The organism is Fructobacillus pseudoficulneus, from assembly GCF_900108455.1.
GTDB lineage: Bacteria > Bacillota > Bacilli > Lactobacillales > Lactobacillaceae > Fructobacillus > Fructobacillus pseudoficulneus.
The window spans coordinates 90,978-105,182 of the sequence record NZ_FNWS01000003.1; the positions used below are offsets into that span (position 1 = coordinate 90,978).

Genomic DNA, 14,205 nt, shown 5'->3' on the forward strand with positions numbered 1-14,205 from the left:
TTTTGCTCTTAATTTGTTTGGCATTGTAATAGTGAAAAATCTGTTTAATCCGCTAAAGTGTATTGTTGAGTCCCTTTCCCCACAAAAAATATGACAGAACAAAAGAATTATAGTAACTACTAACATTGGATCAAAAAAAATAGAAATCGGACTAATTATTAGTTGATTTTATCTTATGAACAGAATTGGTTACACCAGTTGCAATAATTAGAATACCCATTACCAATGAATTTTTGGGATTAACATCAGAAACAATACCGTTTATGATTATCCATAATCCAATGCTAGTCTGCATTGTAAAAATCCAAATATAATATTTTCTATTTTTAAACTTCACATCTAATATAAAAAATACGATGGTTAGTAAAACCAATAGCAAAGGGAACATCTTATATTTTTTCCTTTTTCTTCTAATTTCTGCCTCTAATTCCTTCCACAATAACAAAAAAAGATTATCCTTGTAAACAATACCTCATAACAAAATATAAAAATAATCATTTTTAACAAAAAAAGCTTACGATTTTATACATCGTAAGCTTTTTTGTCACTTGTCAGCGATTTCCCTTGGTACTAAAGTGGTACTTTTATCAGTTTTTAACCGCTAATGCCTGCTATTGCAGGCCTAAATGGATCTGAGGGGAGTCGAACCCCTGTCCAAACCGCCCGCCACACTAGCGTCTACATTCATAGGGCAATGATTATTACCACAGCCAAAGCAGTCATTGTCCAGAACTTGACTTTGACTGGGAACCTAATTGATTTAAAAATAGTCGCGCAGGCATCGTCACTATTTCGATCTGACCATTTATTAAGACAAAACCACCATGTCAGCCTAACGGCTTTGCCTACGAATCACTGGTTTTTAGGCAGCGACTGCGTAAGAGTTATTGTTTTTTGCAGTTAAATGTCTGCCCGCTTAACGCCCGGACGGCGGAATGCAGCTAATGCTCGTAACAGCCTGTCGAATTCCATAAACAGACCCAAAATAAAAATCGAGGAACACTTTCCCCGACTTCTATTATAACAAATTATCTTCCAAATTCGTCTCGCCCTATCAGCGATTATTGACGATTCTTCTTTTCGCGCCACAAATCAATGACACCCAACGTTACGATAGCTAGAACGCCAGCAACAATGTATGAGAAGATTGGCGACTTAACGACCTGTGCAGCTGTCGTTGGCAACATCACCTTGCTCTTTGCCTTTACCGGCGTATCATCATACTTGCTTACACGATTTGTACTATTTGCAGTATTTGCGGTATTCGCAGTATTAGTGTTCGTACTTGTTGTACCATTACTTGCACCACCATTAGTACCATTGTTTTGGTTGGTTGGTGTTGTAGCGGCTGGCTTAGGAGCCAAAACTGTTACCAGAACTCGCTTAGTGATTGGTTGATGATTCATATCATCAAACGAATACTCGACAACATATTGCCCAGGGCGTGATGTATCAACATCGCCCGTCTCAGTAACCATTGATTTGTCTACTGGAGAGCCATCAACATTCTTAGCGGAAACGAAATTATCATACTTATTCCACTTATCACCCTGGTTAATGGTTGTGCTATTGGCATTAATCACACTTTGACTACCAACCACCTGAATGTTTGATGTTCCATGAACCGTTTGTCCTTGATCTTGATACGTATAATCGACCTTATAAGTACCAATCTTATTGGTATCAACGGTACCTGCATAGGTCACAGACTTTGGATCAACTTTTTGACCTAGTGAATTCGTGACGGAAGTAATTTCTTTATATGGATCCCATGGGTGACCAATTGTAATAACATCATTTTTAACATTCAACGTAGTTTCATTATTAACCACAGTAATGGTAGCTGTTTCAGACTTGACGTTGCCACTTGGATCAGTATAAGTGTAGGTAACAGGAATAAGCACCCGGCTTTGTCGTGTCAACTGTTCCAGACACTTGAACATTACTCATATTGAGACCGTTACCATTCTCATCTGTTCCACTAACATTATCAGCCGGATTCCATTTCGAATTGACCAATAAAGTACTATTACTTGTTGATAGTGATGCTTGACTAGCTACCACATGAACTGTTGCCGTCTTGGTAATCGTATTACCAGCAGAGTCCTTGTAACTATAAGTTACCGGATAGTCCCCAGGCGTTTTCGGATCAACATTGCCACTCACCGTGAGACCATTGCTGTTAACATTAACCTGATTACCATTCTGATCGTAGCCACTCAAGAAGTTATCGGACTTTTGCCATTTTGCATTTGGTCCAGCTACAATTGTACTGTCCTGCACATTCAACAAGCTCTGACCAGTATTACGGTTGTAAACAATGTTGTACTCCGTTTGACCTGAATCTTGGTTCACCGTTTCGGCGGCATAAGACGTGGTTTGGCCAGATTGAAGATTATAACCAGAGATTGCTGGCGCATTAACCTGATCAAACTGGTCACTACCAGTTTGGCTAGCTAGATACCAATCCGTGTAGGTAGGTTGACCATTCACTAAGGTTCCCTGCCGACGATAGATAGCTGATTGAACCGTTGATGGCGCAATTTTATTGCCATTCTGGTCGACGTAATTAACCGTCCGCGAAACCGTATTATTCTGTGCAGGATCAAAAGTGAAATCGTTAATCCGAACAGTCTGAAGGTTACTAAATGCACCTGTTGAAGCACCAATCGATAGAGCCAATGGATCTTTAAAATCAGTAACTGGAATCGTAATATTCGCATCCAAATAAGACATCGTCATGTGACCATTGCCATCATATGATAGCGTAAAGGGTACATCTTTCCCGCTCACTTTTGTTGGCTCAATGTCATAGGGTTGTCCTGAATAACGGAACGGATCATCAGGATACGTCTGATCAACATCACTATTGAATCCAGCCAAGTAAGGATAGCTCCCCCCTTGTGGTCGAACATCGTGATGATCCCCATTGTTCAGCACCCAAGTATCAAAAACGAATCCAGTTGATGTTGGAAGACCTTTAACACTAATCCCTCCGGGATCATAACCAATCGCACCAACAGGTCCGTGATGGAAGGCAATCCCAATTCCATCGGCACCGCCACCACCATCAAGTTTAGTCCCAATATTAATGGTGCCGTGCAAAACAAAAGCATCGTTAGCGTTAATCTTGGTCTTTAGCGTCACATTTCCGTCTTCGCCAGTTCCATCAGTGGTTAAAGTAGTTAAATTATTTGATGAATCATAAGTGGCAGTACCCGCCAACTTAAAGTACTGCAAAAAGTTTGACTGATCAACCGTTACCTTTAAATTGTCATCCGTAACGCTTTGTGAACTATTTGTACTTTGACTGGCATTAGTTTGTGAATCTGCATGAACCACATTTTGCTGCATGCCGGCCACCGCAAAAATAGCCGTCGCAGCCAAAGCCGTTACCCAAATCTTCTTTGCTTTGTATAGTTTGTAAGTTACTTGCATCCTCATAAAAATTAATCCTCTCAAGTTTTAGTCATTCTTATCTAAAACTTCTTCACTGTCATTTTATTCTAAAGTTTCAATTATGTCAATAGCATGTCTCGAAAAAGACTCTTTTATTTCATTTGTAAAATTAAGAAGAACTAGACTTTATGATTTTTTGACAAATCGATTAAAAGCAACAAAAAAAGGATAAACATCTCTGTTTATCCTTAAAGCAAAATCAATTAAAACTTACGGAAACGGTTGCGACGTTGTGCAATCAGTTCATCGTCTGACAATTCGCTCAATTCTTGGATTTCGTCACTCAACTTATTCTTCATGCCGTTAAAAATCTTCGCATGGTTATGACCTTCAGGAATCACCAAGTCGATGACTTCCTTCTTCATCAAATCCGCAGCAGTTAGGCCCATGATACCAGCGGCCTCATTTGACCGCTTGGAATCCTTCCACAGGATTGAAGCAAAGCCTTCTGGTGAAAGAATTGAATAAGTTGCGTTCTCAAACATCCAAACTTGGTCTGCGGTGGCCAATGCCAAAGCACCACCCGATCCACCTTCACCATAAATGATTGAAATGATTGGAACAGGCAACTTCATTGACTTCAAAATTGATTGCGCAATCGCTTCCCCTTGGCCCAAGGCCTCGGCATCCTTCCCTGGGAAGGCCCCTGGTGTATTCACAAAGGTAACGATTGGCCGGTGAAACTTAGCTGCTTGTTCCATCAGACGTTGCGCCTTACGATAACCCCAAGGCTGTGGTGAACCATTACGCTTTGACAACTTATCGTTGATATCGGTTCCCTTGTCAATGGCAATCACCGTGACGGGTTGCCCCTTCAAACGGGCCAAGCCACCAATGACGGATTTGTCATCACCATACAAACGATCACCGTGCAATTCAATAAAGTCATCGAAAATACCATTGATGAGTTCGCGAGCCATAAAGCGGTCTTCACGTGACTTTTTCACCACTTCAGCGGGGTCGATGTCTTTTTTAAACAATGTTTTGATAAATTCGAACATTATTCAGCCTCCTGTTGGTGCATGCCGACAATCGCAGCAATCATACCAGCCATGTCTTGACGAGGCACAATCTTATCTACAAAGCCGTTTTCCAACAGCGTTTCAACGCGCTGGAAATCCTTTGGCAACTTTTCATGAATGGTTGATTCAATCACACGCGCCCCAGCAAAGCCGACTAAGGCATGTGGTTCAGCCAATGTCACATCACCCTGCATCGCAAATGAGGCGGTCACACCACCAGTAGTTGGATCAGTCAAAACAACGAGGTAGAGCAGCCCTGCTTCTTGATGAGCCGCGACAGCCGCCGATACCTTGGCCATCTGCATCAAAGAATTAATTCCTTCTTGCATTCGGGCACCACCGGAAGCCGTGAACATCACAACTGGCAACCGGTTGGCGGTCGCATATTCAAAGAGGCGGGTAATCTTTTCACCGGTCATTGAACCAAGTGAGGCCATCATAAAGTAGGCATCCATGATACCCAAGGCAACCTTTTCACCTTCGATTGTGGCCGTTCCAGTCAAAACTGATTCATTCATCTCAGTTTGCTTCTTGGCCCGGGCCAACTTTTCCTCATAACCAGGAAAATCAGAATGGTCAATGGTTAACTCTTCGTTCATTTCAACAAAGTCGTCTGTCAACAAGGCCACGCGTTCGTGCGCCTGCAAACGGAAACCATAATTACAGTTCGGGCAAACACGGTATGCGCCCAACTCTTTGTTATAAATTTGCGTGCCACAGTAAGGGCAGGCCAAAAACAAGCCGTCAGGAATCCGATCTTTAATTGCATCGGTTACCTTAATTTTGTTTTGTTCAGGTTTTTTTGAACTAAATAAATCCATAATTATTTTGGGCTATGCCCTCTCCCCCTCATCACCGTTTGGGTCTAACGTTTCTTAAGCAATTGAAAGCCGCTCAAAGGCGGCTTTCGTCAAGAAATTTATTTGGTAGCCGTTTCAGCCATCTTTTCTTCCCACTTTGGCATAAATGTATCTTCAAGATACTTCGTCCCAAAGTTGTCTGTCAAGACATTTTCGTCCAGCAACAATTCTTTTTGGAAAGATTGTGATGTTGAAACACCAACCAAGGATGTTTCGTCAACCATTCGTTCCAACTTTGCCAAAGCTTCCGCACGCGTTTCATCGTGCGCAATCAACTTTGCAATCATTGAATCATAGAATGGCTGAATAGTGTCCCCATTGTAGAGGGCAGAATCGATACGCACCCCAGGTCCACCAGTTGGCAAGAAGACAAAGTCAACCTTACCAGCGCTTGGTGCGAAGTTTGCTTCAGGCTTTTCAGCCGTCAAACGCATTTCAACGGCGTGGCCGCTAATCTTCACATCTGATTGCTTTAACTTCAATTCTTCACCAGCGGCTACTTCAACTTGCAAACGAACCAAGTCCAAGCCAGTCACCATTTCGGTTACCGGGTGTTCAACTTGAATTCGCGTGTTCATTTCCATGAAGTAGAACTTACCTTCTTGGTCTTGCAAGAATTCAATCGTACCAGTGTTTTCGTAGTCAATGGCGTTAACCGCTTTTGTCACGATATCCATCAACTCTTCACGCATCGTTGGCGTAACAGAAGCAGCAGGTGATTCTTCCATCACCTTTTGGTTACGGCGTTGCAAAGAACAGTTTCGCTCAGGCAAGCAAATCACATTACCAAATTGGTCACGGATAACCTGCATTTCGATGTGACGAACGTCAGTCATCACCTTTTCAATATACATGTGATCATCGCCGTATGACAACTTGGCTTCGCTTTGAGCGTTGATGAAGTTTTCTGCTAATTCATCTTCTGAATAGACAAAACGCATTCCCTTACCACCACCACCGGCAGCGGCCTTCAACAACAATGGGAAGCCGGTCTTTCTTGAAACTTCGATGGCTTCATCCACATTGTGAATATAGCCATCTGATCCAGGGATGACGGGCACGCCGGCTTGGGTCATTTCGGCCCGGGCGTGTTCCTTATTTCCCATCAAATCAATTGTTTCAGGTCGAGGGCCAATCCATTTAATGTTGACATCGCCAACCATTTCCGCGAACAAAGAGTTCTCTGACAAGAAACCATAACCGGGATGGATTGCTTCGGCACCCGTCAAAAGAGCGGCCGTCACAACGTTTTTCATGTTTAGGTAAGAATCAGCAGGCTTTGGACCACCGACACAGATGGCTTCGTCTGCTACTTGAACGTGCAAAGAATCCTTGTCGGCAGTTGAGTAAATGGCCACCGTTCCAATGCCCATTTCTTTCAACGTCCGGATAATCCGCACGGCGATTTCGCCACGATTGGCTACCAATACTTTTTTAAACATTTTAATCTCCAACAATAAAAGTCAATTCAGCAGTTGTTGCCTTCTTGCCGTTAACCCAGGCAATTCCCTTACCTGAACCAACAGGGCCACGCAAACGGTCCAAAACAACTTCCAAACGCATTTGGTCACCAGGACGAACCATTTGACGGTAACGAGCCTTCTTGATTCCACCAAAGTAAGCCGTCTTACCCTTGAATTCTGGCATTGAAAGCAAAGCAACTGCACCAGCTTGAGCCAAAGCTTCAACTGTCAAAGCCCCTGGGAAAGTTGGGTTACCAGGGAAGTGACCTTGGAAGATTTCTTCGTTGATTGAAACGTTCTTAATGGCAACGCAACGCTCACCAGGAACCAATTCTTCAACCGTATCCAACATTAACATTGGGTAACGATGTGGCAAGATTTCTTGAATTTCCTTTGTGTTCAATTGAGTCATAGCTTTTCTCCTTTTAGCTGTCTATGTATATCCAAGCCAAGCTTGGACAAGACGACCAGCCGCTTTGCGACTGTCTAATCTTTTAATCAGTTGTAACGCGGTAAAGTGGCTTATCAAAGTCAACCACTTCTTCGTTATCAACCAAAACTTCAGCAATCGTTCCAGAAACGTCTGACTTGATTTCAGTCATCAACTTCATCGCTTCGATAATGGCAACTGTTTCGCCCTTTTCGACGTGATCACCAACGTTTTTAAAGTTTGGTTCTCCTGGCTTTGGTTGCAAGTAAACAGTTCCAACCATTGGTGCCTTGATTTCCTTACCTGCGGCAGCAACCGGTGCTGGCACAACTTCAGCAGCCGCAGCTGGTGTTGGTGTCGCTTGGCTAGCTACAGGTTGGGCAGCTGGTGCACTTGGAGCAGCAGCTGGTGCAACTGGTCCTTGTACCTGTTCATTCTTTGACAAGTGCAATGAAAATTCGCCATCTTGAATCAAAACATCGCGCAAGGTTGACTTTTCCAAGTCAGCCATTAGTTCACGAATTTCTTTTACATTTAAATTCATTATTGAACTTCCCTCTTACCACTTCTTGAAAACAACCGCTGCGTTGTGTCCACCGAAACCATAGTTGGCTGACAAGACATATTCAGGAGCTGTGTTCTTGTTTGAATCATTTACCAAGTTAACCAACTTAGTATGTTCGTCTGGTTCGTCAAATCCAACGTTTGCTGGCAATTGACCACGGTCGATTGCACCAACTGAAGCAACCGCTTCAATGGCACCGGCGGCACCCAAAAGGTGACCAGTCATTCCCTTAGTTGATGAAACCAAAACAGAGTTTGGTCCAAAGACTGAAGAAATGGCTTCTGCTTCACCAGAATCGTTGGCACCAGTAGCAGTACCGTGAGCGTTAATATAAGAAACGTCTTCAGGCTTGATGTTCGCATCAGTCAAAGCAGCCTTCATGGCACGGGCAGCACCTTCACCATCAGGAGCTGGTGAAGTCATGTGGTAGGCATCAGACGATGCACCGTAACCAACGACTTCAGCCAAAATGTTAGCACCGCGTGCTTCAGCGTGTTCCAAAGATTCCAAAACAAGGACTCCTGAACCTTCACCCAAGACGAAACCATGGCGGTTCTTATCAAAAGGCTTTGAAGCTTGGGCTGGATCTTCTTCCTTTGACAAAGCAGTCAAGGCAGCGAAACCAGCAATTCCAATTTCGTTAACAGTGGCTTCAGAACCACCCGTCAACATCACGTCTTCACGACCTGATTGGATACGCCAGAAAGCTTCACCAATCGCATTTGTAGCAGAGGCACAAGCCGTCACAACCGTAAAGTTGACACCGCGAGCACCAAAGCGCAATGATACGTTTCCTGAAACCATGTTTGGAATTGATTCTGGCACGAACAAAGGTGAAACTCGTTGTGGTCCCTTTTCGTGCATCTTGATAACTTGTTCTTGGATAGTCGTCAAACCACCAATTCCGTTACCCAAGATCACACCGAAACGTTCTGAGTTAGCAACCTTTGACTTTGCCTCTGAACCTTCATCAGGCAACAAACCAGCTTGGTCTAAAGCTTGGTATGAAGCATCGATGGCGTACTGTGAGAACAAGTCCAACTTACGTGCATCACGCTTTCCCACCCGCAAAGCAGGATCAAAGCCGTCAACTTGTCCGGCAACTGAAATACCAGTTTCAGTTGCGTCGAACTTTGTGATTGGCTTGATGCCCAACTTTCCATCAAAAAGGCCATCCAAGAAGGTCTTTGTATCGTTTCCTAATGGGGTAACAGCACCCATTCCAGTAATTACGACTCGTGTCATTGCCGCTTCCTTTCTACGTAACATCAAAAAAATTATCTATGATTAGATGTAAAGGCCACCGTCAACGGTGATTGTTTGTCCAGTCATGTAGTCGTTGCCGGCTAAGAATAGCGCAACATCGGCTACATCATCGATTGAACCAAACCGTGACAAAGGAATTTCGTTTAGGATTGCTTCACGTGCCTTGTCAGACAACTCATCAGTCATATCCGAAACGATCATCCCAGGGGCGATGGCGTTCACGCGAATATTGCGTTTTGCCCCTTCTTTGGCCAAGGACTTCGTCAAACCAATAATTCCTGCCTTTGAGGCAGCGTAATTGGCTTGACCAACGTTTCCCATTTGACCCACAACCGAAGCCATGTTCAAGATGACACCGTGTTTTTGACGAATCATCTTTTTGAAGACAGGTTGCGTAACGTTAAACGTTCCATTCAAATTGGTATTAACCACTTGGGCAAAGTCGGCTGGGCTCATCCCCATCACCAACTGGTCCTTTGTGATTCCGGCGTTGTTCACCAGAATATCGATTCCCTCAAAGCCTTCTTGCTTGTACAAGTACTTGAAAGTTGCTTCAACTGTTTCAGCGTCAGCAACATCGAACTGCAAAGTCATTGGCTTTTGCTTGAAAGAATTAATGATTTCTTCCTTGATAGCTGAGCGACCGTGCAAAATCACACGCGCACCAGCGTTATCAAAGGCGTGGGCAACGGCTAAACCGATTCCCCGTGATGATCCAGTCACCAAGACAGTTTGATTGGTAAAGTCCATGAGTGATTATCCTTTCTCTGCGTTGATTGCTTCAACGACTTTTTGATAGGAAGCCAAGTCCGTCACAGTGTACTTTGTGACTTCCTTTGGCGCGATTTTCTTAGCAAACTTAACCAAAGTAGCTGCAGGGCCAATTTCAATCAAGGTATCAACACCATCATTGACCATAGCTTGCATACATTGGGCAAAGTAAGTTGGTGAGACAATTTGCTTAGTTAATGTTTCCTTAACAGCCGCAGGAGCAAAGGCCTGCTTGGTTGTGTTTGAGTAAACCGGGTAAGCCGGTTCCCCGAAGCTTTCACCGGCCAAACGATCAGCCATCTTATCGGCTGCCTCGTTCAGCAATGGTGTGTGGAAGGCACCCGTAACGGGTAGTTCCACGTGCTTCTTCACGCCAGCATCCGTTAAGGCTTCAACTGCCTGATCAACATCAGCTTTGACACCACCGATAACCAGCTGTGAAAAAGTATTAAAGTTAGCGGGATAAACTTGTAAACCTTTTTCTTGCAAACGTTCCACGACTTCGACAATCATGTCCTGGTTGTCATCCAAAACCGCTACCATCTTACCAGGGTTTTGGTCACCAACTTCTTGCATGTATTGGCCACGGTCTTTAACCAAAGCAATTGCTTGGTCAAAAGTCAAAATACCAGTGGCAACCAAGGCTGGGTATTCCCCAAGAGACAATCCCAAACCAGCCACAACATCTGTCAAACCAGCATCCTTCAAAGAAGCGGCCAGTGCTGCATCCATTGCAACAATCGCAGGCTGTGCGTATTGCGTTTGACGGATTTTTTCTTCATCTTGATCAAGTTCGTTCAGGTCGTAACCCAAAATTTCAGAAGCTCGATCGATATAAGCCTTGTATCCAGACAAGTTTTCGTAAAGGTCAGTTCCCATACCGGCTTGCTGCGATCCTTGACCGTTGAATAACAATCCTACTTTCATTAGAAGTCCCCGCTTACTTTGCCTTGTTTTCGATGCCCATAATGTCGGTTGCTTGTGCCCAGATTTCAGCCAAGATTTCAGCAACAGGCTTTTCGTCGTTCACCATTCCTGAAATTTGACCAGCCATGAAGGCTCCGCCATTCTTGTCACCGTCGACAACGGCGGCACGCAAGGTTCCTGATTCAAGCTTTTCAACCGTTTCATAATCAGGTTCTGGCTTACCGATTTCTTCGACTTCGCGCTTCACGTATTCCTTAGCCATCTTGTTCTTCAAGACACGGACACGTGAACCAACAATGTTACCAGTGATAATCGTATCGATATCACGGGCCTTCAAGACCTTAGCCTTGTAGTTTGGGTGAACTTCAGATTCAGTAGCCGTCAAGAAACGAGTTCCCATTTGGACCCCTGAGGCACCCAAGGCAAAGGCAGCAGCAACACCACGGCCATCCCCAATACCACCAGCGGCAATAACAGGAATATCAACGGCGTCAACCACTTGTGGTACCAAAGCCATCGTCGTCATTTGACCGATGTGACCACCTGATTCCATACCTTCAGCAACCACGGCGTCAACACCCTTACGTTGCATCATCTTTGCCATTGAGACAGATGGCACAACTGGGATAACTGTTACACCGGCAGCGTGTAATTCTTCCAAGAATGGTGATGGATCACCGGCACCAGTTGCGACCACCTTCACGCCTTCTTCCAAAATGACGTCGAAGACTTCGCGGATGTGGCGTGACATCAACATCACGTTGACACCAAATGGCTTGTCCGTCAATTCCTTCGCGCGGCGAACTTCACGGCGAACTTCATCACCATGCCAGTAACCAGTTCCAATAAAACCAAGGCAACCAGCCTCAGAAACAGCGGCAGCTAATGCACCTGTTCCAGCCCATGTCATACCACCTTCAACAATTGGGTACTTCATACCTAACTTATCAAAAATAGGGTTATCAATTTTAAATGTCATAATCATCTGCCTCTTCGCTATGTTCTAACTATGTATGCGGTTAAAAACCGCCTGATGCTTACTTCTTGTCAAGTTGGTCCTTGATCTTGTTAACCAAGTCTTGAACAGTCTTAACTTCTTCTGTTTCTTCCAACTTGATGTCAAAGTCGTCTTCGACACGGTTCAAAACTTCGAACAAGTCCAATGAGTCGGCATCGATGTCATCAGTCATGTTAGTAGTCAATGAAACTTCTGAGTCTTCCAAGTCGAATTGGTCGATCAAAATTTCCTTAACCTTGTCAAAAATTTCTTCGTTAGTCATGAGCATGCTCTCCTATATAGTGTTTCGTATTGCAATACGTTAGATTTTTACGGTGCAGTCTACTACACCGCAGTTTTATGTTTAATTTAAACCTGCCAAATTTGGACACCGATGGCTAAACCACCACCGAAGCCAACAAAGGCAATCTTCATTCCCGGCTTAATCTGGCCACTTTGACGGAGTTCATCCAACAAAATCGCAGTTGATCCAGCCGAAGTGTTCCCATATTCTTCCATATTGGTTGGGAACTTATCCATTGATTGACCAAAGTTCTTGGCCATTGATTCAACGATTCGCTTATTGGCTTGGTGAGCCAAGTAAAAGTCAACATCACCGGCTTCTAAGCCAGCCTTTTCCAACGCCTTCTTCATCACCTTTGGTACTTCACGCGTGGCAAAGCCATAAACGCTGCGACCATCTTGGTGAAAGTATGGATCCAATGGTGAAATCTCGCCTGTAAAGGCATTCTTGTTGGCAAAGCGACCGGTCAAGATAGCTTCACCACGGTCACCAAACGACTGCAATTCTTCAGCAATCAGGCCAACCGGTTCATCAGTCTTTTCCAGCAAAACCCCACCGGCACCGTCCCCGAACAAAACTGAGACAGTCCGATCTTTCCAGTCAACGAGCTTTGAGAGGACTTCTGCACCAATAAACATCCCCTTCTGATAGCGACCAGAAGACAAGAATGATGAAGCAACCGACATTCCGTAAACAAAGCCAGAGCAAGCTGCGTTCAAATCAAAGGCAAAGGCGTTTGGTGCCTCAATGTTTCCCTGAACAATCGCCGCCGTGTGTGGTGACAAAGCATCAGGAGACATCGTCCCCACAATAATAAAGTCCAAGTCAGCGGCATCCCAACCGGCTTGTGCTAACAAATTTTTGGCAACGCTTGTTGCCAAATCAGAAGTATTTTCAGTTGTAACAACATGACGTTGGTGAATCCCAGTTCGTGGATAAATCCACTCATCACTGGTATCCATAATCTCGGCCAAATCATCATTTGTAACGACGTGCTCAGGAACATGCATAGCCGTCGTGACAATCTTAATGTTTTCCATAATTTCTCACAATCCCTAGGCCTAACTATTAAGCAAGGCTTTCAAATAAGTTTGTAAGTTATGCACCGCCCGTTCCATTGCCAAAGCTTCTTCAGTGGACATATCCTCCATCAAAGCCTTGGTCACCTTATAATGAAACTGCCGATGTGCCCGGTAGAGAACTCGTCCTTGGTGCGTTAAGCCCAGCTTAACGACCCGGCGGTCTTCTTTTGAACGGCGTCTTTCTACATAACCCTTATCAACCAAACGGTCGATGGCCGTCGTCATCGCACTGGGGCTCAGATGAACGGCCTTTGCCACCTGAGAGGCGGTCTTTTCATCATACATCGAAATGACATAGATTGTATGAAGCTCCTTAACCGTTAAAGCTGCAAAGGGGCTCTGCTTGAGCTCGTATTCCTCGACCCAAACAACGTTTGTGAACATTTCCATCAGGTCTTGATTGACCTGTCTTAAATTCACTTGCTGGTTTTCCAGCTTATTCGTGCTCATCAGGCGCCACCACGAACATTAGTTCCGCGCTGGTTGCGACCTTATCATTTACCTTAGCCGTGACCGTAACGGTCCCCATGTTCTCTCGAACTTTGCCAAATGTAGCATGTAGCTTCAACACATCACCAGGAACGACCATCTTCTTAAACTTAGCGTCGTTAATTCCAGTCATGTAAGCCGTCTTCCCCTTAAATTGTGGTGAAGACAAAATCAAAATCGAAGCTGCTTGTGCTAACGATTCAATAATCAACACACCAGGCATAACTGGGTTGCCTGGAAAGTGTCCTTGGAAAAATTGCTCGTTGATCGTCACGTTCTTCACAGCAACGATCGACTCGTCTGGAACCATTTCTTCAACGTAGTCCATATAAATAATTGGATAGCGGTTTGGGATGAGGTCCATAATCTCAGTCGTAGTAAGTACTGGCATTAGGTTTCCTTTCTTAATGGCCGTTTTATTTGGCCCCTGTTCATTGATAATCACAATAAAAATAGTTTAACAGGAAATATTTCGATAGTCAAACTATCTCCCAGTCACAACTCATTTTAACACTTTCTTCCTATATAATGCATTAAATTCCGGATCGAAAATAAAAGCGACCCGAACCA

General features: G+C 44.2%; 15 protein-coding genes and 1 other RNA gene. All 16 read right to left on the bottom strand.

The genetic code is table 11. From position 1 onward, the window contains the following. Positions 1–624: 624 nt before the first annotated feature. Positions 625–982, bottom strand: a transfer-messenger RNA (tmRNA) gene (ssrA, locus tag BLW39_RS03940). Positions 983–1,061: 79 nt separating this feature from the next. Beyond that, positions 1,062–1,943: a bacterial Ig-like domain-containing protein gene (locus BLW39_RS03945; protein ID WP_082138839.1), complete on the bottom strand. Its 882-nt coding sequence runs from the start codon at positions 1,941–1,943 to the stop codon at positions 1,062–1,064. Beyond that, entirely contained in the window at positions 1,873–3,444 is a 1,572-nt protein-coding gene (locus BLW39_RS03950) for a lectin-like domain-containing protein (protein WP_074717762.1), read from the bottom strand. The genes BLW39_RS03945 and BLW39_RS03950 overlap by 71 nt, the downstream gene beginning before the upstream one ends. A gap of 218 nt (positions 3,445–3,662) precedes the next feature. Beyond that, positions 3,663–4,460, bottom strand: coding sequence for a carboxyltransferase subunit alpha (accA, locus tag BLW39_RS03955; RefSeq protein WP_059378372.1), 798 nt, complete (start codon positions 4,458–4,460; stop codon positions 3,663–3,665). Continuing rightward, positions 4,460–5,302 carry an acetyl-CoA carboxylase, carboxyltransferase subunit beta gene (gene accD / locus BLW39_RS03960; RefSeq protein ID WP_059378370.1) on the bottom strand — a complete coding sequence of 281 codons (843 nt, stop codon included), beginning with the start codon at positions 5,300–5,302 and terminating at the stop codon, positions 4,460–4,462. Before accD ends, accA begins: the two co-directional genes overlap by 1 nt. A gap of 98 nt (positions 5,303–5,400) precedes the next feature. Beyond that, on the bottom strand, positions 5,401–6,783 hold the full coding sequence (locus tag BLW39_RS03965; protein ID WP_059378368.1) for an acetyl-CoA carboxylase biotin carboxylase subunit: 1,383 nt from the start codon (positions 6,781–6,783) through the stop codon (positions 5,401–5,403). A 1-nt stretch (position 6,784) separates the two neighbouring features. After that, positions 6,785–7,216 carry a 3-hydroxyacyl-ACP dehydratase FabZ gene (gene fabZ, locus BLW39_RS03970; RefSeq protein ID WP_059378367.1) on the bottom strand — a complete coding sequence of 144 codons (432 nt, stop codon included), beginning with the start codon at positions 7,214–7,216 and terminating at the stop codon, positions 6,785–6,787. Positions 7,217–7,298: 82 nt separating this feature from the next. Continuing rightward, a complete protein-coding gene (gene accB / locus BLW39_RS03975) occupies positions 7,299–7,778 on the bottom strand; it encodes an acetyl-CoA carboxylase biotin carboxyl carrier protein (RefSeq protein ID WP_059378365.1) in 480 nt (159 codons plus the stop codon). A gap of 15 nt (positions 7,779–7,793) precedes the next feature. Continuing rightward, positions 7,794–9,044: a beta-ketoacyl-ACP synthase II gene (gene fabF / locus BLW39_RS03980; protein ID WP_059378364.1), complete on the bottom strand. Its 1,251-nt coding sequence runs from the start codon at positions 9,042–9,044 to the stop codon at positions 7,794–7,796. Positions 9,045–9,086: 42 nt separating this feature from the next. Beyond that, on the bottom strand, positions 9,087–9,815 hold the full coding sequence (locus BLW39_RS03985) for a beta-ketoacyl-ACP reductase (RefSeq protein WP_059378363.1): 729 nt from the start codon (positions 9,813–9,815) through the stop codon (positions 9,087–9,089). 6 nt (positions 9,816–9,821) lie between these two features. Continuing rightward, a complete protein-coding gene (locus tag BLW39_RS03990; RefSeq protein ID WP_059378361.1) occupies positions 9,822–10,763 on the bottom strand; it encodes an ACP S-malonyltransferase in 942 nt (313 codons plus the stop codon). 13 nt (positions 10,764–10,776) lie between these two features. Beyond that, entirely contained in the window at positions 10,777–11,742 is a 966-nt protein-coding gene (locus BLW39_RS03995) for a DUF561 domain-containing protein (protein WP_059378360.1), read from the bottom strand. Positions 11,743–11,800: 58 nt separating this feature from the next. Further along, positions 11,801–12,043: an acyl carrier protein gene (locus BLW39_RS04000; RefSeq protein ID WP_047974605.1), complete on the bottom strand. Its 243-nt coding sequence runs from the start codon at positions 12,041–12,043 to the stop codon at positions 11,801–11,803. An 86-nt stretch (positions 12,044–12,129) separates the two neighbouring features. After that, positions 12,130–13,104: a beta-ketoacyl-ACP synthase III gene (locus BLW39_RS04005; RefSeq protein WP_059378357.1), complete on the bottom strand. Its 975-nt coding sequence runs from the start codon at positions 13,102–13,104 to the stop codon at positions 12,130–12,132. Positions 13,105–13,125: 21 nt separating this feature from the next. Further along, positions 13,126–13,596, bottom strand: coding sequence for a MarR family winged helix-turn-helix transcriptional regulator (locus BLW39_RS04010; RefSeq protein WP_059378354.1), 471 nt, complete (start codon positions 13,594–13,596; stop codon positions 13,126–13,128). Beyond that, positions 13,583–14,026, bottom strand: coding sequence for a 3-hydroxyacyl-ACP dehydratase FabZ (fabZ, locus tag BLW39_RS04015; RefSeq protein WP_059378350.1), 444 nt, complete (start codon positions 14,024–14,026; stop codon positions 13,583–13,585). Before fabZ (BLW39_RS04015) ends, BLW39_RS04010 begins: the two co-directional genes overlap by 14 nt. Positions 14,027–14,205 lie beyond the last annotated feature (179 nt).